Genomic DNA, 23,971 nt, shown 5'->3' on the forward strand with positions numbered 1-23,971 from the left:
TAAAGATGCAATTGAAATGGAACTACACACCATCTACATCTGAACAGACTAATGCAGCAATAGAATTAGGCGAGAAACTCAATATAGGTCCAATCCTTGCTTCGTTACTTATAAGGCGTGGGATAACTACAGAGAGTGCAGCAAAGCGATTTTTTCGTCCGCAACTTTCTGACCTTATCGACCCTTTCTTAATGCGAGATATGGATATTGCAGTTGATAGATTGAACGATGCAATGGGGCGTAAAGAGCGTATTATGGTCTACGGGGATTACGATGTAGATGGTTGTACAGCTGTAGCATTGGTGTATAAATTTTTACGACAGTTCTATTCTAATATAGATTACTACATTCCTGACCGCTACGATGAAGGGTATGGTGTGAGTAAGAAAGGAATAGATTTTGCAAAAGAAACAGGGGTAAAGCTTATTATCATACTCGATTGTGGTATAAAAGCTGTTGAAGAGATTAATTATGCAAAGGAACAAGGTATCGATTTTATTATTTGCGACCATCATGTTCCAGATAATAACATGCCTCCGGCTGTAGCTATATTAAATCCGAAACGTGCTGACGACAGCTTCCCATTCAAGGAATTGTGTGGTTGCGGCGTAGGTTTCAAGTTTATGCAAGCCTTTGCAAAGAACAACAACATACCGTTTTCGCGTCTTATTCCGCTGCTCGACTTCTGCGCAGTGAGTATTGCTGCCGACCTCGTTCCCGTTGTAGGCGAAAATCGTATCCTTGCTTTCCATGGCTTAAAGCAACTAAATCAAAATCCCAGTGTAGGATTACAAGCCATAATAGATATATGTGGACTTACGGGAAGAGAAATCTCGATGGGTGATATTATCTTCAAGATAGGTCCACGTATTAATGCCAGCGGTCGTATGGAGAACGGAAAGGAAAGTGTAGATCTGCTTGTGGAACGCGATTTGGCTGCTGCGCTGTCGGAAGCGAAGCACATTGACAAGTACAATGACAAGCGAAAAGATGTGGACAGGCAGATGACAGATGAAGCCAACCAGATTGTTGAGCGGCTTGAGAGCCAGAAACATCAAAACAGCATTGTGCTTTATGACGAGCATTGGAAGAAAGGCGTCATTGGCATTGTAGCTTCTCGCCTCACGGAAATTTACTATCGTCCCACCATAGTCATTACTCGCGAAGGCGATTTAGCCACAGGTTCGGCACGAACTGCAGCAGGTTTCGACCTCTATGCTGCTATAGAAAGTTGCAGCGACTTGCTCATCAACTTTGGCGGTCATACCTATGCGGCAGGTTTAACATTGAGATGGGAGAATGTAAAAGATTTCCGAGATCGTTTTCAAAAGTATGTTGATGAACATATAGAACCTCATCAAACAGAAGCAACATTAGATATTGATGCCATTATAGACTTTAAGGATATTACCAAAAAGTTTCATAGCGACCTAAGACGGTTTGCACCGTTCGGTCCGGAGAACGTGAAACCGTTATTCTGCACGAAGGAAGTATTCGATTTTGGTACCAGCAAAGTTGTTGGTAGAGAGCAAGAACATATTAAGTTAGAGCTTGTTGATTCAAAATCGAACAATGTAATGAATGGCATCGCTTTTGGACAAAGTCGTTCTGCACGCTATATTAAGTCGAAACGTTCATTCGACATCGTTTACACAATCGAAGATAATGTGTTCAAGCGTGGTGCTGTTCAACTTCAGATAGAGGGTATTCGCCCCTCTGAAAACGAATAGGCAGGTAAACTCAGCTGGGCAACAGTCGTGTTATGACTTACAAAGAAATTCTTCATAAATATTGGAATTATCCTGATTTCCGAGGTATTCAGAGCGAAGTTATAGAGAGCATAGGTGCCGGAAAAGACACGCTGGGACTGATGCCTACGGGTGGAGGCAAGTCCATAACGTTCCAAGTACCTGCATTGGCAAAGGAAGGAGTGTGCATTGTCATCACTCCTTTAATCTCGTTGATGAAAGACCAAGTAGACAATCTTTGCCACCGACACATCAAGGCAGCGGCAATACATTCTGGTTTATCACGCGATGAAATAGTCTCAACACTCGAGAATTGTATTTTCGGCGGTATAAAAATACTTTATATTTCTCCTGAACGTATTGGGTCTGAGCTGTTTCAAGCAAAATTAAAACACATGAAGGTCTGCTTTATTACTGTAGACGAGGCTCACTGCATCAGTCAATGGGGGTATGATTTCCGTCCTTCTTATCTTGAAATCATAAATGTCAGAAAACTACTTCCCAATGTCCCTCTGCTTGCACTTACTGCAACGGCTACTCCAGAAGTTGTTAAAGATATTCAGTTGAGATTAGGATTTGCCAAAGAGAACGTGTTTCGAATGAGCTTCGAGCGAAAGAATCTTTCTTATGTTTTGCGCACGACGCAAGAAAAATTCAATGAAATGCTTCATATTTTACAGTCCGTAAATGGTTCTGCCATTGTGTATTGCCGGAGTAGGGAACGTACGAAAGAAGCTGCTGAGTTCTTAGTTAAGAACGGAATCTCTGCTACGTGGTATCATGCAGGATTAGAAAATGTAGATAAAAACAAACGCCAAAATGAGTGGCAAGCTGATGAAATACGTGTTATTGTTGCTACTAATGCTTTTGGAATGGGTATCGATAAAGCTAATGTTCGTTTGGTTATACATCTTGATCCACCTAATTCAATCGAAGCCTATTTCCAAGAAGCGGGGCGAGCAGGTAGAGATGGTGGAAAATCGTATGCAATTTTACTCCATACCCCTGGTAACGATGAGCGTAATTTAAAGAAGCGAGTAAAAGAGAATTTCCCTACAAAAGAGGACATACGTACTATTTACGAACATTTAGCGTACTTCTATCAGATAGGTGTAGATAGTGGGAGAGATACTACTTTCGAGTTTCCCATCGATAAATTCTGCATTTATTTCCATCATTTCCCCATCCAAGTAAATGCCGCTTTGCAGATATTGAAACTTGCAGGGTATATTGATTATAATCCAGATCCAGATACTAAGGCTCGCATTCGTTTCATTTTAGCGCGCGATGAATTATATAGATTAGGAGAACAAACAGGTGAAGAGGAAACAGTAATTTCTGCTTTATTGCGAAATTATCCAGGTTTGTTTACAGATTATCGTTATGTTGATGAAAGCTATATAGCAGATGTGGTCGGGTTGGATAGAAATCAGACTTATCATATACTACAAGACCTCAGTCGGAGACGAATTATAAATTTTATTCCACGTAAGAATATCCCCATAATAAAATATCTCCAAAATCGTGTTGATAGTGAGAAATTAGAAATCCCGAAAGCTATCTACGAAGATAGAAAAGAAAAATTTGAAAAACGTATTGTGGCTATGATAAGTTACATCCAAAACAATTATATATGTCGTAGTCGACAACTCTTACGCTATTTTGGAGAAAAACGAAGCGTAGATTGTGGCTACTGTGATGTTTGTTTAGCCTATAAAGGCGAGGATAAAGAATTGAAAAGAATGTTACGAGCTTCCATATTCAATCTATTATCAGATGGCAAGAAACATCATGTTACCGAATTAAAGTGCATGGACGGTACTGCTTCCGTAACGAATCAAGACACATTGCGAATAGTTTTGAAAGAACTTATTGCCGAAGAATATATATACATGGACGGAAGTTATCTTTATTGGAATTCCAAATAGGCACCTTCTCTTGAATTAAAACAGCTATGACAAATATGACATATATTACTGACAATATTGACAGTAATCCTTCTTTTGATAGAGTCTTACAATATTATGCCATATAATATATCTTATCTTTTCATCATTTTCTTGAGTATCTATCTCTATATAGGGATTCTTTAAATAAGTAGAGGTGGGACTGTGAGAAAAATAACAGAATTCTTTTGCAAGAGTTTCATAATTACCAGGTTTCCACATATTTATGTGTATTTTTTAAAAGAACCTGTTTTGTGAGGTGAAAGGGTGCGTTTTATCGAACAAAACACATCTTTTGGATTGATGAGAACGACTATTTTGCTTTATCAAATAGTTTGTACAATGTTTTCATTGTATTATTTTTATTAGGCATTCTTTTTGGCACAGTTTTCGTATAACCACTGACGAATATACAATAAGAAGTGTTTATGTATACGAGAACATTCAAAAAACTTTAAAATAAATAATTATGAAAATTAAACCATTAGCAGACAGAGTGCTTGTTCTTCCTATCGAGGCAGAGCAGAAAGTAGGTGGAATTATTATTCCCGACACAGCAAAAGAAAAGCCACAGCGTGGCAAGGTGGTTGCTGTTGGTAACGGTACAAAAGACGAAGATATGATTTTGAAGGTCGGCGACGAAGTTTTCTATGGCAAGTATGCCGGTACTGAAATCGAAAACGAGGGTGAGAAGTATCTTATGATGCGACAAAGCGACGTTCTTGCTATCGTAGAATAAGAAACAAAAGCGAGGATTTTCTGTGCATTTACACCTTATTATATATAGAGTGTGGCTGTATGGGAACGTCGCAACAAACAAAACATAGAGAAAAAGAACATATAAAATAAGATAAACAAAATGGCTAAAGATATTAAATTCAACAAAGATGCCCGCGAATTGCTTAAAAGCGGTGTAGACCAACTTGCCGATGCTGTAAAAGTAACATTAGGTCCTAAGGGGAGAAATGTAGTTCTTGGAAAGAAATTCGGTGCTCCTCAAATCACAAAAGATGGTGTTACGGTAGCAAAGGAAATAGAACTTGAAGACAGTTTCGAGAATGCCGGTGCACAGCTCGTTAAGAGTGTGGCAAGCAAGACTGGAGACGATGCCGGCGATGGTACGACAACAGCAACTATCTTGACACAGGCTATCGTTACGGAGGGTTTGAAGAATGTGGCTGCCGGTGCCAATCCAATGGACTTGAAGCGCGGTATCGACAAGGCTGTCAATGAAGTTGTAGGCTTCATTAAGAATAATGCCGAAATTGTTGGCAACAACTACGACAAGATAGAACAGGTGGCAACCGTAAGTGCCAACAATGACCCTGAAATAGGTAAGTTGCTTGCTGATGCTATGCGCAAGGTATCAAAAGACGGTGTCATCACCATTGAAGAAAGCAAGACTCGCGACACCAATATTGACGTTGTTGAGGGTATGCAGTTCGACCATGGCTATCTTTCAGGCTATTTCGTAACAGATACGGACAAGATGGAAGTGCTCATGGAGAATCCATATATCCTTCTTTACGACAAGAAGATTTCTAACGTGAAAGATTTCTTGCCTATCTTGCAGCCTGCTGCCGAGAGTGGTCGTCCATTGTTAGTTATCGCAGAAGATGTCGATTCAGAGGCTTTGACCACATTGGTAGTAAACCGTTTGCGTGGCGGATTGAAGATTTGCGCTGTTAAGGCTCCAGGATTCGGCGACCGTCGCAAGGCTATGCTCGAAGACATAGCTGTACTCACAGGCGGTGTTGTTATCAGCGAAGACAAGGGATTGACACTCGACAAGGCTACACTCGAAATGTTGGGCTCAGCTAAGAAAGTAACTGTTTCTAAGGATTTCACAACAATCGTAGACGGTGCAGGCTCTAAAGAGAGCATTGCAGAACGTGTAAACGCTATCAAGAGCGAAATTGCAAATACAAAGAGCCAGTACGACAAGGAGAAACTTCAGGAACGTTTGGCAAAACTTGCCGGTGGTGTTGCAGTGCTTTATGTGGGTGCTAACTCTGAAGTTGAGATGAAAGAAAAGAAAGACCGTGTAGACGATGCACTCTGTGCAACTCGTGCAGCAACCGAAGAAGGTGTTGTTATAGGTGGTGGTACTACTTATATTCGTGCGCAAGAAGCATTGAAAGACCTCAAAGGTGATAACCCTGACGAGCAGACAGGTATAAATATTGTCTGCCGTGCCATAGAGGAACCGCTTCGTCAGATTGTTTCTAATGCCGGCGGAGAGGGTGCAGTAGTTGTCAATAAAGTACGTGAAGGCAAGGGCGATTTCGGTTACAATGCTTGTTGCGACAAGTACGAAGACTTGCGTGCGGCAGGTGTCATCGACCCAGCCAAGGTGGCTCGTGTTGCTTTGGAGAATGCAGCTTCAATCGCAGGTATGTTCCTCACGACAGAGTGTATTGTTGTTGATAAACCTGAGGAAGCTCCTGCTGCTCCAATGAATCCTGGTATGGGAGGTATGATGTAAGTTGCTTGATAAGCAGAAGAATAAGAGATAGACTGTAATTTCTTCTATTCAGATTTCTCTTAATCAATAAAGATGAAAACCCTGTCAGAAACTTTTAATGGAGTCTGACAGGGTTTATAAATGGTTTTATAATTTTAAATATAAAAAGAGTTTAGATAAAATAATCTAAACTCTTTGTGATTCCGGCGGGATTCAAACCCACAACCTTCTGATCCGTAGTCAGATGCTCTATTCAGTTGAGCTACGGAACCAATCTTCTCATTGCATTTCTCAGAACAATTATATTGCTTCCTTAATTGCGAGTGCAAAGGTACGACTTTTTATTATTACTGCCAAATTATTCTTATATTTTTTCATTATAAAATTAATCTTCATCTCGTAAAACGGGCAATTGGATATGATAATACACAGCCACAAAACGAATTAGGACAATTAGGAGAAATGTTGCAATGACAGTGAAAGTGATACTGAAATTTAATATTAATAGTATGTAATAGAGTATACCACCTGCAACACTTGCGATTGCATAGATTTCTTTTTGGAGGATAACGGGCTCATTATTTAATAGGACATCGCGAATAACACCGCCGGCAACTCCTGTAATACAGCCCATAACAATAGCAACCCAGAAAGGAAATCCGAATGTTAGGGTTTTCTGCATTCCTGCAATTGTAAAGAAAGCTAAACCCAAGGTGTCAAAAACAAACCATGTATTGTTTAGTTTCTTCATACGTTTCCTTAATATTATAGCCAGGAATAAGGCAATGGCAGTAACACACAAATAACGAATGTCGGTTGTCCAGAAAGGTTTAACACCTAATATAGTATCGCGAATAGTTCCGCCACCTATAGCTACTGCAAATCCGCATACATATCCTCCAAACCAGTCGAAATGTTTTTCTGCTGCATGCCTTATACCTGAAATAGCGAAAGCCAATGTTCCTAATCCTTCAATAAGTTCTAAGAGAGCACCAGCGAACTGTGGGTCGTTGAATGTCATAGTTTGTTTTTGTGCGATGTTAAAAAAATAACGTCTTAATTGTTTACAACATTCTGTGGACTACCTGCTATAAACATTCTAATATTTTCAACGCAAATATCCATTAATCGTTGGCGTGCTTCTAACGTAGCCCATGCAATATGTGGTGTAATATAAGCATTTGGCTGTTTTATTAATGGGTTATCTTTGCGTGGAGGTTCCTGTTCCATAACGTCAGCACAATATGCTTTTAGGTGTCCTTCTTCTAATGCATTGGCAACGGCCTCCTCATCAACCAGTGCACCTCGTCCAGTATTTATTAAAATTGTACCAGGTAGCATTTGTGCTAACGCTTCTTTATTGATCATACGTGTGTTTTCTTTTGTTAACGGACAATGGAGTGTAATGATATCTGCAGTATGATAGAGTCCTTCTAATGTAGTTTTACGAACCCATTCTGGCAATTCATTGCTACTTTTGCTTGTATAAGCCGAGATATCCATGCCTAACATGTGTCCGACCCATGCGACTTTTGTTCCAATATGTCCTAATCCAACTATCCCCAATGTTTTTCCAGCAAGTTCGAAGAGAGGTTCGTCCCAATAACAAAATGTTTTTTTTGAACTCCAAATGCCTTTACGTGTTTGACAAGCGTAATGGTCAATATGGGTTGCAACGTTTAATAAATGAGCGAAGACAAACTGTGTAACACTATCGGTACTGTATGCAGGAATATTTGTTACTACAACACCGTGTTCCTTGGCTGCTTGTAAATCAATATTATTATAACCAGTAGCCAATTCTCCGATGTATTTTAGTCTGGGTAATTGTTCGATAATTTGTCTTGTCATATTTATTTTATTGACAAGAACAATCTCTGCATCTTTAGCTCTTTCAATAATTTGATTATCCTCAGAATAATCATAAAATGTGAATTCTCCTAATTCTTTTACGCCGTCCCATGAGATATCTCCAGGGTTAGCTGCATAACCATCTAAATCTACTATTTTCATTTTCTTTTATTTTTTGTATCTGTCTCCCCAACATTGTAATATCCATTGATAGTATTTGTCTTCTTGTGGCGAATGTTGTGGGTGCCAAAAACGTTTGTCTGTAAGCATATCTGGCAAATACTGTTGTTCTATGAAATGTGCTGGATGTTCATGAGGATTTTTATATCCATCATGATAACCCAACGATGCCATTAATTCTGTAGGAGCATTGCATAGTGGAAGTGGAACAGGTTGATTTCCACTGTTACGAACTTCTGCTAACGCTGCACCTATTCCTTGATAAGTTGAATTGCTTTTTGGTGATACAGCTAAGTAAACTGCAACCTCGGCTAAAGTAATTCTGGCTTCAGGCCAACCTATTTTCATCACACTATCGAAAGCCGCATTTGCCAAAAGTAAAGCATTGGGATTGGCTAATCCTATATCTTCTGCTGCACTAATAATCAATCTACGGGCAATAAATTCAGGATCTTCCCCTCCTTCTATCATTCTTGCCATCCAATAGAGTGTGGCATCAGGATCGCTTCCTCGAATCGATTTGATAAAGGCAGAGATAATATTATAGTGCATTTCTCCATCTTTATCGTATGCAAGAGGTGTTTGTTGTAGACATTTTGTAACACGTTCGTTTGTAATAACAATATCGTTATTCTGTTTTGATGCATCAATTGTAAGTTCGAAGATATTTAATAACTTTCTGGCATCACCGCCACTATATCGTAATAAAGCTTCGGTTTCCTTAAGCTCAATGTTCTTTTTTTTGAGATAGGTGTCTTGCGTAATTGCGTTCGTAAGCAATTTAAGCAGCTCTTCTTTATTTAAGCTTTTAAGAACATAAACTTGGCACCTTGATAATAATGGCTTAATAACCTCAAAAGAAGGATTTTCGGTAGTTGCGCCAATAAGTGTAACTATGCCTTTCTCAACAGCTCCAAGCAATGAGTCTTGTTGAGATTTGGAGAAGCGATGTATCTCATCAATAAATAAGATAGGTGAAATTGAATTAAAAAATCTTCCATTTTTAGCTCTTTCTATTACATTACGTACATCTTTTACACCACTCGCAATAGCCGATAAAGTATAAAATGGAGTTTCAAGTTTATTTGCAATAATTTGTGCTAAAGTTGTTTTCCCTACTCCAGGAGGACCCCACAGAATGAATGATGGAACATGCCCTGAATCTATCATATTCCTCAGGACTGCATTTTTCCCCACTAAATGACTTTGCCCAACATATTCATCAAGCGTGTGTGGACGCATTCTTTCTGCTAATGGTTCCATTCTGTTCATTATATATGATGTATGCAAAGATAAGAATTCTATTTTATTTTCACAACCACTTTGATTGATTTTTCGTTACATATATATTTTTACTAAAATTTTCTTGCAGATTTAGTTTTTAGTATTTAATTTTGCACCACTTATCTATAAAAAAGGTTGTAATAAAGAAAAGACATGAAGCAACAAAAAAAATCACTTTCATTGAAGAATTTAACAAAATCTACAGTTTGGAATATTCAAGAGAATGACGTATTCAGATTGTGGTCTCAAGCAGAACGTGATGCAGACCTAAAAGATAATGAAAACCATTATCTCGATATTATTAAAAGCGCTTTTACTATCGAAGAGATAAAAGTAGATAAAATAGAAGTAATAGATAAATATGAAGAACGCGGCTACAAAGTAGGTCAGGTACGATTAGATGACGGCGTTGTCGTAAAATGGGCGATAAAGAAAAAAACTATTAATCGTATTTCAGACCTCACAAAAGACAATATACATCATATTTCAGCAAGAAAACTTATAGAAGTTCTCGAAAGAAATTTCGGTGGTGGCTGGGATAGTTTACCAAAAAATGTACAAGATATTATTTTGAGTGCTTTTGAAGTAACAACAACTACACTGCCAACTACTCGATTGAGACAAAAGGGTGGATTGTATGAAAAGAAGGTTTCGGCAGGATATGAAGTCCTTGAAATAAATAAAGGGGGATGGACAGAAGCAATCTTTGTGAAAGAAATTGCTGAAACTCCAGACGCAGGCGATATAGAACCTGATAATACAAATGAGAGAATTCCTGAAGGGAAAGAAGATGATTTTGATGATGTAGAAGATGATGAATTTCCTAAAGATAATGATGGAGATAATGACGACGAAGACTTCGATGACGATAATTTTATTGAAGAGAGTTATCGAACAACTTTTGAGACTTCCCCAGAAGATTTAGATATACAGGCAGAAGATATAACAGACGACGGCTTTTAAATTTTGAAGCCCATATATTAATGTGTCCGATAATGTATTGTAATAATACTTTTCCCTCCTAATAATTCAATTCAAATCGGTTATTGGAATTGTAGAAGAAGCACTTTTCCAATAACCGATTTGCTTTAATGCCAGTCATAGAAAATTAATATGTTGCAATGTATATATCAGATGCAATATAAGTGTTGAATGATTGGGATATTATTTTTATTAAAATGCAGATGATTTTTAATTATAAAATTAAAAATTATAATTACAAATTTTTATTTTTCTATTAGTACTGGTGCAATAAAATTGCACGGTAATTAAATATCATCAAAAAGAGATCGTTCTTTGACATATTGATTATGAGATGGAAGAGGGTCTTGCTCCGTTATAAGCTCTTTCAAGTTTACTTTTTCAAGTACTGAAATTCTTATTAAAGTAGCCACCTCTGTTATTGAATATGGGCTTTTGTACTCATGCTTCATCTTGGCAATTAGAAGATATGTGATAATTGCAACCCACAGATGGGTGCTTACCGCATTCTTTGAAAATCCCCATAAAGTCTTGACAACAATATTTTGTTTGATCCATTTGAAGAAGACCTCAATATCCCATCTGTGTCTATAGAGATTTGCAATTTCTAATGCTTCAATCTCAAAGTTATTGGTTATGAATTCGACTTCTTTACCGTTGACTGCATCATAGTAACACACTTTTCGGATATGTTCAGGATATAGCTTTCTGGATTTGCATGTAGTTAGGCGTATTGTAAAATCGCCTCTTACTCCAGTGCTTACATCAAAGTCTTCTTTGTGGTCTACAATCTCATATCGCATGTTGTCTTTTGGACGGCAAATCCAAAATGCACCAGCCTTATGAAATCTGTATAATGCATCAAAGTCCACATATGCCTTATCCATCATATAAAATGCAAGTGGCTCTGGCTCAATCCTATCCAGTTCGTTACTGTCATGCCATTTGCCGTCTGTAATATGAATGCTGGCAGGAATGCTTCCATGTAAATCAAGTAATGTGTGCATTTTAACTGCTCCCTTACTGTATTTACCCAAAGCCCAGGTTGCAAGCACTATGCTTGTTGATATTGTTGTGGAGTCTAAAGCATAAAGTACATTGTCAACAGATACCTCTGACAATTTTGTCTCTGAATACAATGGACGTACTTGTTCAATGAGATATTTGCCCAGTTCCTCGTATATGTGATAGTTGCGGTTCTCATTGGCTCGAGATAACGAAGAATGAGTGACTGTTTTGCGAATTCCTAAATGATACAATATATTATGATGTGCTGTCAGGCACATACATATGTCTCTTAAGGAATCACAGCCAGTAATCTGACCGAACAATAAATGTAACAGATGATTATAGCTGTTTAATTCTCTTGAATGTCTATCACCTTTATATTTCGTGACAAGTTTATCAAACTGGTAACGAGGAACAAAGTCTATGACTTGAGAGAATATGTACTTTCCAATATTCATAATCTTGCAGATTTAGGCTGCAAAATTACTCTTACCATTTCAAATCAAAAAAACTAAGAACGTTATAACTGATTAAATATCAAATCAATATAGAAGTGGCTTCAATTTTATTGCACCACTAGTATTTTTCTATTATAAATTTTGAGCGATGCATTCCGTCTTGTCTTTCACACAATAAAATAGATTGATGCGGATGCGGAAAAGTTTTATCGGGCGCAATGAAAGTTTTTCTTTGTTCTCCTTTGTTTTTATGGAATATTTTAGTTTCTATTAGAAAAAACAGTATATTAAGTGGAAGTTCATTAGTTTTTTATTATCTTTGCAAGTTGTAAATTGATTCCTTTCTTACAGGAACAATAAATATAAAAGAATAATCGTGACTGAGACAAAGTACATTTTCGTAACAGGCGGTGTCGTTTCCTCACTTGGGAAGGGAATAATTTCATCGTCTATTGGAAAACTTCTTCAAGCAAGAGGTTACAATATTACTATCCAAAAGTTCGATCCTTATATCAACATAGACCCGGGAACATTAAATCCGTATGAGCATGGAGAATGTTATGTTACAGTTGATGGTATGGAAACAGATCTTGATTTGGGGCATTATGAAAGATTTACAGGCATTCAAACCACAAGAGCCAATTCTATGACTACAGGACGCATTTATAAAAGCGTCATTGATAAAGAAAGACATGGAGATTATCTTGGGAAAACAATTCAAGTTGTACCTCACATCACAGATGAGATAAAACGGAATATCAAGCTGTTAGGGAAAAAATATCATTACGATTTTGTTATTACAGAAATAGGCGGAACGATAGGTGATATAGAATCTGCACCTTTTCTTGAAGCTATTAGACAAATGAAATGGGAATTGGGTAAACGTGCCATTAATTTGCACCTTACATACGTTCCTTATCTCAGTGCTGCTGGTGAACTGAAAACAAAGCCGACACAGCATAGCGTAAAAGAATTGCAAAGCGTAGGTATCCAACCAGATATATTAGTATTACGTACCGATAGACATCTTGATAATGATATCCGAAAAAAGGTGGCAGCTTTCTGTAATGTAGATTTAGACTGCGTTGTACAAAGCGAGAATATGCCAAGCATATACGAAGTTCCTGTGAATATGCAAGCGCAAGGTCTTGATGCTGCTATTTTACGTAAGTGCGGAGAAGAAGTGAAACCTGCTCCAACATTAGGACCATGGAAAAAATTCCTTGATAAATTGCGTAACGCTACGGAAGAAGTGCATATAGGACTTGTAGGAAAATACGACTTACAAGATGCTTATAAGAGTATTCGTGAAGGACTCTTACAAGCAGGAACCTATAATGACCATAAAACCATACTTCATTTTGTGAATTCTGAGCATCTAACAGAAGCAAATGTAGCTGAAAGATTGAAAAATCTTGATGGAGTTGTTGTATGTCCAGGTTTTGGACAACGTGGCATCGAAGGAAAATTAGTAGCTATAAAGTATACCCGAACGAATAATATACCAACCTTCGGTATATGTTTGGGAATGCAAATGATGGTAATAGAGTTCGCACGCAATGTTTTAGGATATAAAGATGCTAATTCGCGCGAAATGGATGAAAAGACAGAACATAATGTTATCGACATTATGGAAGAACAAAAGAATATTACCAATATGGGGGGGACAATGCGCCTTGGTGCTTATGAATGTGTATTGCGACAAAATTCCCGTGTATTTAATATTTATAGGCAAGCATGTATTCATGAACGACACCGTCATCGATATGAATTCAATAATGATTTTGAAAAAGAATTCGAAGAAAATGGAATGATGTGTGTTGGACGCAATCCTGAAAGCGATCTCGTAGAGATTGTGGAAATACCATCTTTAAAATGGTTTATTGGCACACAATTCCACCCAGAATACCAATCTACTGTACTTAAACCGCACCCACTTTTCCTCGATTTTATTAAGACAGCAATAGAAAATAAGAAAAAATAGAAAATGGATAAAAATACTATCACTGGGTTTGTACTCATCGCTCTCGTTCTCTTCGGCTTTGCATGGTGGCAAGCCCCTTCAGATGAAGAAATTGCTCAACAACGTGTTGAATTTGTAAAAGATTCTATTGCAAATGCTCGAAAAATAGCCGAACAGAAAAAGGCAGCTTCTAAAACTGTAAATAAAATAAATGCAGCTGATACAGATACAACTTCTTTATTCTATACAGCAACGAAAGGTGTAGCGAAGGAAATTGTGCTACAAAATTCTAAGATTGCACTTACGTTCGATACAAAGGGCGGAGTTGTAAGAAAAGCAATAATAAAAGGTTATAAAGGACATAATGTTGCAAGTAAAGATCGTAAGAACGATAAAAATTATGTAACCCTCTTTAATGGAGCTGATCAGAATTTGAATTTCATTTTGGCTACTAAAAACCAAAATATTGAAACACAAAATCTTTATTTTACTCCTTCTAACTTGACGGATTCTACGCTTACATTGACAGCTGCAGCAGGTAATGGTAAGACTTTCGTCATGGATTATAAACTAACCAATAATTATATGTTGCGTTTAAGTGTGAAGGCAACAGGAATGAATGGTTTGTTCAATCCTGGAAAAAATCAATTGGTTGTAGACTGGCAAGATAAATGTACACAACAAGAACTTGGACACTCTTTCGAGAATCGCTATGCAACAATCACTTATAAAAAGTCGGAAGGTGGTACTGAACATCTAAGTGAAGCGCAAGAAGATGATAAGAAGACAGAAAATATGCTTGATTGGGTTGCATTTAAAAACCAATTCTTCTCAGCTGTAATAATCTCTAAAGATGGTTTTTCTACGGGAAGTGATCTTAAAAGTACACCTTTGGCGAAGGAAACACACTATCTGAAATTATATCAGGCAAATTTAAATACAACGTTCGATCCCACTGGAGTAAAAGCATCAGAGTTTGAATTTTACTTTGGTCCTAACGATTTCCGTTTATTGCAAGGCATAGATAAAGAAAGTCATTTTGGAAAAGATCTTGAAATGCAACAATTGGTAAACCTTGGCTGGCCTTTATTCCGTATTATCAATCGTTGGTTCACAATCTATGTGTTTGACTGGTTAAGCAAATTCTTCCCTATGGGTGTTGTATTAATCCTCATTACATTGCTTTTGAAGTTTATTACTTATCCAATGGTGAAAAAGAGCTATATGAGTTCTGCAAAAATGCGTGTACTGAAACCAAAGCTTGAAGAAGCAACAAAACAATATAACAAACCTGAAGACCAGATGCAGAAACAACAGGCTATGATGCAAATGTATTCTGAATATGGAGTAAGTCCGTTGTCGGGTTGTTTGCCTATGCTCATTCAGATGCCTATTTGGATTGCGATGTTCAATTTTGTTCCAAATGCAATACAGTTGCGTGGAGAGAGTTTCTTGTGGATAAACGATTTAAGTACATACGATCCTATTATTTCTTGGAATCAAAATCTGTGGTTAATTGGAGACCATCTTTCATTAACCTGTATTCTTTTTTGCTCTGCTAATATTCTTTATTCTTGGTTTACCATGCAGCAACAGAAGGATCAAATGGTTGGTCAACAAGCAGATCAGATGAAGGTGATGCAATATATGATGTTCCTTATGCCTGTGTTCTTCTTCTTTATGTTCAATGATTACTCTTCAGGTTTGAACTTCTATTATTTTGTATCATTGTTTTTCTCTGCTGCCATTATGTGGACCTTGCGCAAGACGACAAACGACGAGAAGTTGCTCGCCATATTGGAAGCCCGACGCGAAGAAAACAAGAAAAATCCGAAGAAAAAGAGCGGATTGGCAGCACGTATGCAGGCTATTCAAGAGATGCAACAGAAACAACAAGCAGAATTAGAACGCAGAAGACAGAACCTAAATAAAAATAAATAACTAAAATTATGAACAAAAATGTTTCAATTGCTATTACAACTGCACTTGTTATGAATTGTGGAATTGTAAATGCCCAAGAAGCGACTAACATCGGAAAGCATAACATAACACTTAGTAAAAATGTTATGACTCCCGAAACATTGTGGGCGATGGGAAGAATTGGAAATGCACAAGCTTCCCCTGATGGCAATAAAATTGTTTACCAAGTAGGTTACTATAGTGTGAAGGAAAATAGAGGACACCAAGTAATCTGTGTAATGGATTCCGATGGAAAGAATGTACGTCAGCTTACAACATCTGCAAAAAGCGAAGTAAGTCCTACATGGTTAGATGACCATACCATAGCTTTTCTTCTCGATGGACAAATTTGGTCTATGAATTCAGACGGTTCTTATCGTAAAAAGCTTTCATCTTCAGATATAGAAATAGAAGGATTCCGCTTCTCTCCAGATAGGAAGAAGGTCCTACTTATAAAGAGTATCCCTTATTATGGTACAATTAAGAAAAATCCTTCCGACCTTCCAAAAGCATCTGGTCGTCTTATAACCGACATGAATTATCGTCATTGGGATCATTATGTAGAAACTATTGCACATCCGTTTGTTGCAGAAATTACTGCCAATGGTATTAGTAAGAACGATGTGGATATTATAGAAGGTGAACCTTACGAAAGTCCGCTTGCTCCATTTGGTGGGATAGAACAATTCGACTGGAGTAAAGATTCGAAACAGATAGCCTATACTTGTAGGAAAAAAGAAGGTGTAAAATATGCTGTATCAACCGATGCTGACATATACCTTTACAATATAGACACAAAAAAAACGGTGAACTTATGTAAACCTGCAGACTATGTTGCGCCAGAAATAAACATGACGAAGTCGCTTCGTAATCAAAAGGTAAATCATCAAGATGGTGATTTCAATGTCGGTTACGACGTTAATCCTAAGTTCTCTCCTGATGGAAAGTATATTGCATGGCAGAGTATGAAGAACGATGGATATGAAAGCGATCGTAATCGTCTTTGTGTTTATGATTTCAGTACGGGGAAGAAAACCTATGTTACAGAGAAATTTGACTCTAACGTAGATGACTATGTTTGGGCTCCAAATTCAAAGGAACTTTATTTTATAGGTGTTTGGCATGGTACTGTAAATGCTTATCAAACTAACTTAAAAGGCGAAATTAAGCAATTAACCGATGGACAGCATAATTATGTCTCAATTGCGCTATTAGGCGATAAGGGAAGGAAATTGTTAGGCTTACGTCAAAGCATAAAACAGGCTACTGAGATATTTTCCATAGTACCTGCAAAGAAAGATAAGCAGAGTGAACAAATACAGTTGAGTTTTGAAAATAAACATATTTATGATCAGCTTGCACTTGGAGAAGTTAAACCACGTTGGGTAAAGACTACTGATGGGAAAGATATGTTGGTATGGATTATCACTCCTCCTCATTTTGACCCGAATAAAAAGTATCCAACTCTTCTTTTCTGTGAGGGAGGTCCACAAAGCCCAGTATCACAATTCTGGAGCTATCGTTGGAATTTCCAGATAATGGCAGCAAACGGATATGTAATTGTTGCACCAAACCGTAGAGGATTGCCTGGGTTTGGTAGTGAATGGAATGAAGAAATTAGTGGAGATTGGACAGGTCAATGTATGAAAGACTATCTATCAGCAATAGACGATGCTGCAAATAATCTTCCATTCGTAGATAAAGATAGATTAGGTGCTGTAGGTGCTTCGTTTGGTGGGTTCTCTGTTTATTATTTGGCAGGGCATCACAACAAACGCTTCAAAGCGTTCATTGCTCACGACGGTGCTTTCAACCTCGAAAGTATGTATACTGATACTGAAGAAGTCTGGTTTAGTAATTGGGAATATGATGATGCATATTGGAATAAGGACCGTACAGCTGCAGCAACACGTACATATGAGAATAGTCCCCATCTTGATGTTGATAAATGGGACACTCCTATTCTTTGCATTCATGGAGAGAAAGATTATCGTATTAATGCAACGCAGGGTATGGGAGCATTCAATGCTGCACGCTTACGTGGTATTCCTGCCGAACTGTTACTCTTCCCAGACGAAAACCATTGGGTATTGAAACCACAGAATGGAATATTATGGCAACGTACTTTCTTCAACTGGCTCGACCGCTGGCTAAAGAAATAAAAACGAAATGAACTTTTATCAATAATAACCTCAATTCCGCAGCATAAAATCTTTTAAGAAATCCAAGTGCCTGAGAAACAAAGTCCTCAAAACACTTGGATATGTCAGAATTTTCACCTAATCTTAGTGCAACAAACATAACAAGTAAGCAAAAATCTGACATGACAAAGGTAGCAATTAAAAACGAGAATATCACTTCTTTCGGAGGAATTTATCACATTATGGATGTTTTTTCAAAGTTGGGCTTTGAAAAACTTACCGAATCCGTGTTGGGCAGACGCGGAAGCAGTGGCAAGGCATTCAGCCATGGAAGCATTTTCGGCTCTCTCTTCTTCAGTTACCTTTGTGGTGGAGAATGCCTTGAGGACATCAATGCGCTTATAGGGCAGTTCAAGCAGAGGCCTGACACGCTATTACCCGGTGCCGACACCGTGGGACGTGGACTGAAGGAGCTTGCCGAAGAGAACATTATCTACAAGAGCGAGACATCAGGCAAGTCTTATAGTTTCAATACTGCAGAGAAGCTGAACACCTTACTTTTACGGATGATACGTAGAATGGGGCTTATAAAGGCGGGCAGTCATGTTGACTTGGACTTTGACCACCAGTTTATTCCATCCCGCAAGTTCGATGCAAAGTATTCCTACAAGCAGGATCATGGTTATTTCCCAGGCTGGGCTTCCATCGGGGGCATCATAGTCGGAGGTGAGAACCGTGACGGGAACACCAATGTGAAATTCCATCAGGAGGACACGCTCCGTCGCATTATGGACCGTGTGACCTCCGAACTTGGTGTTGTGATAGAGCATTTCCGTGCCGACTGCGGGTCGTTCTCGAAGGAAATCATCCAGACCGTAGAGCCGCGCTGCAACACGTTCTATATACGTGCTGCCAACTGCGGCAGCCGGTGTGAGGACTTCCGCCAGCTGGAAGAATGGAAGAGCGTTGAGGTTGGTTATGAGAGGTGCGATGTCACCTCCGTCAGCATGGACGACCTCATCGAAGGAAAGTCATACAGGCTTGTCGTACAGCGTACTCCCTTGAAAGACAAGCACGGCAGGGAACAGACGGATATGTTCGGAGTGATATACACATACCGCTGTATCCTTACCAACAACCGGACATCTACCGAGAAGGACATCATTACATTCTACAATGAACGTGGAGCGAGCGAAAAGAACTTCGACATACAGAACAATGACTTCGGCTGGGCACATCTGCCATTTTCCTTTATGGCTGAGAACATGGTTTTCATGATGGTTACCGCCATGCTGAAAAACTTCTATCTCTATCTCGTCCGTCATATCAGCGAGAAGGTCAAGCCATTGAAAAAGACAAGCAGGCTGAAAGCCTTTATCCTGCATTTTGTCAGTGTACCAGCAAAATGGGTACGAACAGGAAGGCGGAACGTTCTGAACCTATATACAAATAAAGCATACTACTCTGAGGTATTCCTTGAATAAACAGCATGTCTTTGTGGTTCTCACATTCCCCATTGGTTTGGGTGGGGGATTTCATGTCTATGCAAGAACCAAAAATCCCAGAAAATCCCCATATCAATGGATAGAGCCCAAAAATGTCACTTCAATATATAAAAGTACCTCACAAGGAATAATGCTGCGGAATTAAGCGTATATTATGACAGAACAAATTAAAAAAACACTTAGAGATTCTGCTGCTGCACGTTGGACAGCTCTTTTACTCTTATCACTCGCAATGTTCTGTTCCTACATCTTCGTAGACATTTTGTCGCCTATCAAAGACTTGATGCTCTCTCAAAGAGGTTGGGACTCAACAGCATTCGGAACAATGCAAAGTTCTGAAACATTCTTAAATGTATTTGTATTCTTTCTTATCTTCGCAGGTATTATTCTCGATAAGATGGGTGTTCGCTTTACAGCTCTTCTTTCTGGTGCTGTAATGCTTACGGGTGCATGTATTAAGTATTATGCTATCAGCGAAAGCTTCATGAGTAGCCAACTTGAAGTTTGGTTTACTCAACATTTAAATCATATTCCTTTGTTCGAACAGTTGGGAGTATCTCCTTTCTATGAAGGCATGCCTGCTTCTGCAAAGCTCGCAGCCATCGGCTTTATGCTCTTCGGTTGTGGAACGGAAATGGCTGGTATCATGGTTTCGCGTGGTATTGTGAAATGGTTTAAGGGAAAAGAGATGGCGCTCGCAATGGGTTCTGAGATGGCACTTGCTCGTTTGGGTGTTGCTACTTGTATGATTTTCTCACCTTTCTTTGCTAAATTGGGTGGCAATGTAGATGTCTCTCGTTCAGTAGCTTTCGGTGTTGTTCTTATCTGTATTGCTGTAATGATGTTCGTTGCTTACTTCTTTATGGACAAGAAGCTCGATTCTCAAACAGGTGAGGCGGAAGAGCAAGAAGAGCCATTCAAGATTAGCGACCTTGGACAAATTCTTACGAGTATGGGCTTCTGGTTGGTATCTTTGCTTTGCGTGCTTTATTATTCAGCAATCTTCCCATTCCAGAAGTATGCTGTAAACATGTTGCAGTGTAATCTTACTTTCACTCCTGTCGATAAAGAATCTTTCTGGGCTTCAACCGAAGTTACCATTATTCAATATGGTATAATGTTGGTTGTTGCTATCACGGCATTTATGTTCAACTTTATGAAGAATAAGAGTATTAAGTACTCTATACTTTGTGTTTCTATTCTTTCTCTCATTGCCTATTGCTATATGGGTTACATGCGCCAGTCTGCCGAGTCTATCTTTGCAGTGTTCCCATTGTTGGCAGTGGGCATTACACCTATTCTTGGTAGCTATGTAGACCATAAGGGTAAGGCTGCCTCAATGCTTATTTTGGGTGCTTTATTACTCATTAGCTGCCACCTTACATTTGCATTTATCCTTCCAATGTTTAAAGGACATGCCATTGGTGGTGTAATAGTTGCTTATTTAACAATTCTTGTTCTCGGAGCCTCTTTCTCACTTGTTCCTGCTTCGTTGTGGCCAAGTGTTCCAAAGCTTGTCGATCCAAAGATTATAGGTTCTGCTTATGCACTTATCTTCTGGATTCAGAACATTGGTTTGTGGTTGTTCCCATTGGTTATTGGTAAGGTGCTCGACAACTCGAATGTCGGTATTACTGATCCAACGAAGTACGATTACACCAATCCGTTGCTCATGTTGGCCGGTCTTGGTGTTGCTGCATTGGTTATTGGTCTTATTCTTAAGGCTGTAGACAAGAAGAAAGGTCTTGGCTTGGAATTGCCAAACATTACCGAATAAGTATTTCTGAACTCTATAGATAAAAAGATTGGGTTGTATTGGCTCAATCTTTTTTCTTATCAATGTTGTTGATGCCATTTGCTTCCTAACATCATCGGCTACTATATAAAGGAATGCGATGCTCTTTATCAGTGGTAAAAATACGCTTGAAGGTTGTTTGTCTTACTAAATTATTGTATTTTTGCACAGCAATATTAATGTCCTAATTATAAAACGATAGTGTAAAAGAATGAAAATCTACAATCAGCGAGAAGCACAGCAGCGCATCAACCAACTTGCAAGAGCTGACAAACCATTTGTTTTTATTATTAGCTACAACCAGCAACAAGCGTATATAGAAGAGGCAGGACACGTTGATTCTTCTGAAATGCTTTATGCTTTCCCTGCGATAAACAATGTTCCCAAAGACGAATCTATAAATAAAAATCCTGTTGAATGGCGTTTCGAAGCACCCAATAGGGCGGAGTATCAGCGCAGTATAGAATACGTGAAGGCTAACCAGCGTAATGGGAACTGCTATTTGGCAAACTTAACCTGCAAAGTTCCTATCCATACTAACTTGACGATGCGGGATATATTCCTGCTTTCCACCGCCAAATATCGCTGTTGGGTTAAAGACAAGTTCGTATGCTTTTCTCCAGAGATATTCGTCCGCATTGATGGCGAAACGATTCATTCCTTTCCCATGAAAGGCACCATTGCTGCCAGTGTGCCCAATGCAGCCAACGTGTTAATGAACAATGCGAAGGAAGCGGCAGAGCATGCAACCATCGTAGACCTGATACGAAACGACTTAAGCATTGTTGCCACCAAAGTAAGCGTAGAGAAGTATCGATACATCGACAAGCTAACCACAAATAAGGGCGATATTCTGCAGACAAGTTCCGAAATAGTGGGGCAGCTTCTTCCACACTATCGTGCGAACATTGGCGACCTGCTGTTTAGCCTGCTGCCTGCCGGTTCAATTACCGGTGCACCAAAGCCCATGACAACTCGCATAATTGCAGAAGCCGAATGCCATGAGCGTGGATTCTACACGGGAATAATGGGATATTGGGCAAATGGAAATCTTGATAGTGCCGTAATGATACGTTTTATTGATACCGACGGAAAGCAACTCTTCTACAAAGCGGGAGGAGGAATTACGGCACAGAGCAACGATGACGACGAGTATAACGAAATGATAGAAAAGGTATATGTGCCAATTTATTGAGACAATGTGTGTGGAGCAGGGCCGAATAATTAACCTCGGCTACCATCTGGCACGAGTAATGCGCACACGAAAACATTTTTGGAATATGCAGACGCCAATCCCTGTAAACAAGCTTTTAGCCATTGCAGCCACACAGACTGAAAAGGCAAAGCTACGTTTTGAATACGATGGCGACAACATATACAACCTTTCTTGTACACCTTATAATATAAGAAAGGTGGAAACACTTAGGTTAGTAGCCGATGACGACATAGAGTACACCTATAAAAGCACCGACAGAAACGTGCTGAACCTTTTGAAAGCACAAGCTGGCAGAGCTGACGAAATAATTATTGTAAAACGAAACCACATAACCGATACGTCTTATACCAATATTGCTTTTTTCGATGGCACGCAGTGGATAACTCCTTCTACACCTTTACTTAATGGCACACGGCGTGCCCAACTGCTCGATGCAGGACGTCTGATAGAACGAGAAGTGTGTGCCACCGACCTAAGTTCGTTTCAATCTATATCGCTTATCAATGCAATGATGGATTTGAACGAACTTGTATTGCCTATATCAAGCATTGTGGGTTAATGTAAGTTTACTATCTTTTCCTATCTTATAAAATCACTTATATCTTGTTTCTTCCCCATTATTGTTATTACATATAGATTTTTTCTTCTACCTTTGCACTTGTCAATAATCTCACATTGTAGAACAATAAAACTATTGCGATACAGCTCATAGTGTTGCACATAATGTTTAAGAAGAATTATTGGAGTATTTAGCACAATCAGATTAGTAGGTACTTTTTATAAAGGGAATAAAAGCTTAACAAACAAGCGACACTCTTAAAGTAAACTACATAATATAAGAATATGATAAGATTAGTACAACAAATAAAGCAGAACCTTTTTGATGGTTACGACAACAATTGTTGGGATAAAACATTCGTGGTTTGTGGTAAGGAAATAAGGTTACTTGATATATACAACAATCCGTTGTGGAAGTTGAAAGATAGAATAAGTATAAACGACTTTAACACAGTGGTTACTTCGGAAAACTTAAAGTCAGATAATTTTGTTATCGATTCGTATGAAACGTCCGAAGGTTTAAGTACATATTATCTGTTCAATAATACTCTCCTCTATATATTCTCTTTCGTAGAATGGCAACCAACACGGTTCATCTTGAATATAGAAAGTATTTGGGAGATAAGGTAAAATCATTTTATTGCCCCTTTAGAATACAATACTTATAATTCATTTATTATATCTTTCTCCACATTCTAAGAAAGAAGGTTTACACACGAGATATTTTCTAATTCTATTGATATAATAAAAAATCATAATTCTCATTCAAATATTATGATATAACCCCATAATGGTTGTAGTTTTTTGTGATATCTAATTTGCTACTGATAGATATCTGAGAAGAACGCGATAGATATCTAAGACGAGCGTTACAGATATCTGAGATAAGAGTGGCAAAAATCTGACAGCTTTTC

17 protein-coding genes and 1 tRNA gene are annotated in these 23,971 nt (G+C 38.5%); 13 read left to right on the forward strand and 5 right to left on the reverse strand.

Features of this window, described 5'->3' with window-relative positions:
* The first annotated feature begins 5 nt into the window (after positions 1-5).
* The 4 genes from recJ (at position 6) to groL (ending at position 6,179) form a co-directional block, all read left to right on the forward strand.
* On the forward strand, positions 6-1,730 hold the full coding sequence (gene recJ / locus RDV52_RS07830) for a single-stranded-DNA-specific exonuclease RecJ (protein WP_172606448.1): 1,725 nt from the start codon (positions 6-8) through the stop codon (positions 1,728-1,730).
* A gap of 32 nt (positions 1,731-1,762) precedes the next feature.
* Positions 1,763-3,676 (forward strand): RecQ family ATP-dependent DNA helicase, encoded by a 1,914-nt coding sequence (locus RDV52_RS07835; protein WP_004366186.1) that lies wholly within the window; start codon positions 1,763-1,765, stop codon positions 3,674-3,676.
* Positions 3,677-4,163: 487 nt separating this feature from the next.
* Positions 4,164-4,433: a co-chaperone GroES gene (locus RDV52_RS07840; protein ID WP_004362744.1), complete on the forward strand. Its 270-nt coding sequence runs from the start codon at positions 4,164-4,166 to the stop codon at positions 4,431-4,433.
* Positions 4,434-4,553: 120 nt separating this feature from the next.
* A complete protein-coding gene (gene groL, locus RDV52_RS07845) occupies positions 4,554-6,179 on the forward strand; it encodes a chaperonin GroEL (protein ID WP_004366183.1) in 1,626 nt (541 codons plus the stop codon).
* A 177-nt stretch (positions 6,180-6,356) separates the two neighbouring features.
* Here the strand turns inward: groL and RDV52_RS07850 are convergent.
* The 4 genes from RDV52_RS07850 to RDV52_RS07865 form a co-directional block, all read right to left on the reverse strand.
* Positions 6,357-6,430, reverse strand: a tRNA-Arg gene (locus RDV52_RS07850).
* A 113-nt stretch (positions 6,431-6,543) separates the two neighbouring features.
* A complete protein-coding gene (locus RDV52_RS07855; RefSeq protein WP_004365184.1) occupies positions 6,544-7,179 on the reverse strand; it encodes a trimeric intracellular cation channel family protein in 636 nt (211 codons plus the stop codon).
* A gap of 35 nt (positions 7,180-7,214) precedes the next feature.
* Positions 7,215-8,171 carry a D-2-hydroxyacid dehydrogenase gene (locus RDV52_RS07860; RefSeq protein ID WP_004366182.1) on the reverse strand — a complete coding sequence of 319 codons (957 nt, stop codon included), beginning with the start codon at positions 8,169-8,171 and terminating at the stop codon, positions 7,215-7,217.
* 6 nt (positions 8,172-8,177) lie between these two features.
* Positions 8,178-9,452, reverse strand: a complete 1,275-nt coding sequence (locus RDV52_RS07865; RefSeq protein ID WP_040556787.1) for a replication-associated recombination protein A — start codon at positions 9,450-9,452, stop codon at positions 8,178-8,180.
* A 174-nt stretch (positions 9,453-9,626) separates the two neighbouring features.
* On the opposite strand from RDV52_RS07865, the gene RDV52_RS07870 reads away from it, so the two are divergent.
* Entirely contained in the window at positions 9,627-10,436 is an 810-nt protein-coding gene (locus tag RDV52_RS07870) for a hypothetical protein (RefSeq protein WP_004366180.1), read from the forward strand.
* 305 nt (positions 10,437-10,741) lie between these two features.
* Here RDV52_RS07870 and RDV52_RS07875 read toward each other — a convergent pair whose 3' ends face one another.
* The gene (locus RDV52_RS07875; protein ID WP_115098550.1) at positions 10,742-11,920 is read right to left on the reverse strand and encodes an IS4 family transposase; all 1,179 of its coding nucleotides are present in this window, start codon (positions 11,918-11,920) and stop codon (positions 10,742-10,744) included.
* A gap of 376 nt (positions 11,921-12,296) precedes the next feature.
* Between RDV52_RS07875 and RDV52_RS07880 the strand changes: the two genes are divergently transcribed.
* The 8 genes from RDV52_RS07880 to RDV52_RS07915 all read left to right on the forward strand — a co-directional run bounded on the left by RDV52_RS07880 (position 12,297) and on the right by RDV52_RS07915 (position 23,687).
* Complete coding sequence (locus RDV52_RS07880; RefSeq protein WP_004363449.1) at positions 12,297-13,904, forward strand: CTP synthase; 1,608 nt, start codon at positions 12,297-12,299, stop codon at positions 13,902-13,904.
* A 3-nt stretch (positions 13,905-13,907) separates the two neighbouring features.
* On the forward strand, positions 13,908-15,824 hold the full coding sequence (gene yidC / locus RDV52_RS07885) for a membrane protein insertase YidC (protein ID WP_004366179.1): 1,917 nt from the start codon (positions 13,908-13,910) through the stop codon (positions 15,822-15,824).
* Between the two features lie 8 nt (positions 15,825-15,832).
* Positions 15,833-18,004 carry a S9 family peptidase gene (locus tag RDV52_RS07890; protein ID WP_004366178.1) on the forward strand — a complete coding sequence of 724 codons (2,172 nt, stop codon included), beginning with the start codon at positions 15,833-15,835 and terminating at the stop codon, positions 18,002-18,004.
* A gap of 161 nt (positions 18,005-18,165) precedes the next feature.
* Positions 18,166-19,467: an IS1380 family transposase gene (locus RDV52_RS07895; RefSeq protein ID WP_115098567.1), complete on the forward strand. Its 1,302-nt coding sequence runs from the start codon at positions 18,166-18,168 to the stop codon at positions 19,465-19,467.
* 175 nt (positions 19,468-19,642) lie between these two features.
* Positions 19,643-21,265: an MFS transporter gene (locus tag RDV52_RS07900; protein ID WP_115098562.1), complete on the forward strand. Its 1,623-nt coding sequence runs from the start codon at positions 19,643-19,645 to the stop codon at positions 21,263-21,265.
* Between the two features lie 229 nt (positions 21,266-21,494).
* The gene (locus RDV52_RS07905) at positions 21,495-22,478 is read left to right on the forward strand and encodes an aminodeoxychorismate synthase component I (protein ID WP_004366176.1); all 984 of its coding nucleotides are present in this window, start codon (positions 21,495-21,497) and stop codon (positions 22,476-22,478) included.
* Positions 22,462-23,058: an aminotransferase class IV gene (locus RDV52_RS07910; protein WP_004366175.1), complete on the forward strand. Its 597-nt coding sequence runs from the start codon at positions 22,462-22,464 to the stop codon at positions 23,056-23,058. The genes RDV52_RS07905 and RDV52_RS07910 overlap by 17 nt, the downstream gene beginning before the upstream one ends.
* A gap of 284 nt (positions 23,059-23,342) precedes the next feature.
* Positions 23,343-23,687: a hypothetical protein gene (locus RDV52_RS07915; RefSeq protein WP_004366174.1), complete on the forward strand. Its 345-nt coding sequence runs from the start codon at positions 23,343-23,345 to the stop codon at positions 23,685-23,687.
* Positions 23,688-23,971: the final 284 nt, after the last annotated feature.

The organism is Prevotella nigrescens (genome assembly GCF_031191185.1).
In the GTDB taxonomy this organism is placed as follows: domain Bacteria; phylum Bacteroidota; class Bacteroidia; order Bacteroidales; family Bacteroidaceae; genus Prevotella; species Prevotella nigrescens.

Bases quoted from the DNA above. Each gene is read 5' to 3' on its own strand.
- recJ (WP_172606448.1), top strand. From the start codon at position 6: ATGCAATTGAAATGGAACTACACACCATCTACATCTGAACAGACTAAT.
- RDV52_RS07835 (WP_004366186.1), top strand. From the start codon at position 1,763: ATGACTTACAAAGAAATTCTTCATAAATATTGGAATTATCCTGATTTC.
- RDV52_RS07840 (WP_004362744.1), top strand. From the start codon at position 4,164: ATGAAAATTAAACCATTAGCAGACAGAGTGCTTGTTCTTCCTATCGAG.
- groL (WP_004366183.1), top strand. From the start codon at position 4,554: ATGGCTAAAGATATTAAATTCAACAAAGATGCCCGCGAATTGCTTAAA.
- RDV52_RS07855 (WP_004365184.1), bottom strand. From the start codon at position 7,179: ATGACATTCAACGACCCACAGTTCGCTGGTGCTCTCTTAGAACTTATT.
- RDV52_RS07860 (WP_004366182.1), bottom strand. From the start codon at position 8,171: ATGAAAATAGTAGATTTAGATGGTTATGCAGCTAACCCTGGAGATATC.
- RDV52_RS07865 (WP_040556787.1), bottom strand. From the start codon at position 9,452: ATGGAACCATTAGCAGAAAGAATGCGTCCACACACGCTTGATGAATAT.
- RDV52_RS07870 (WP_004366180.1), top strand. From the start codon at position 9,627: ATGAAGCAACAAAAAAAATCACTTTCATTGAAGAATTTAACAAAATCT.
- RDV52_RS07875 (WP_115098550.1), bottom strand. From the start codon at position 11,920: ATGAATATTGGAAAGTACATATTCTCTCAAGTCATAGACTTTGTTCCT.
- yidC (WP_004366179.1), top strand. From the start codon at position 13,908: ATGGATAAAAATACTATCACTGGGTTTGTACTCATCGCTCTCGTTCTC.
- RDV52_RS07890 (WP_004366178.1), top strand. From the start codon at position 15,833: ATGAACAAAAATGTTTCAATTGCTATTACAACTGCACTTGTTATGAAT.
- RDV52_RS07895 (WP_115098567.1), top strand. From the start codon at position 18,166: ATGACAAAGGTAGCAATTAAAAACGAGAATATCACTTCTTTCGGAGGA.
- RDV52_RS07900 (WP_115098562.1), top strand. From the start codon at position 19,643: ATGACAGAACAAATTAAAAAAACACTTAGAGATTCTGCTGCTGCACGT.
- RDV52_RS07905 (WP_004366176.1), top strand. From the start codon at position 21,495: ATGAAAATCTACAATCAGCGAGAAGCACAGCAGCGCATCAACCAACTT.
- RDV52_RS07910 (WP_004366175.1), top strand. From the start codon at position 22,462: ATGTGCCAATTTATTGAGACAATGTGTGTGGAGCAGGGCCGAATAATT.
- RDV52_RS07915 (WP_004366174.1), top strand. From the start codon at position 23,343: ATGATAAGATTAGTACAACAAATAAAGCAGAACCTTTTTGATGGTTAC.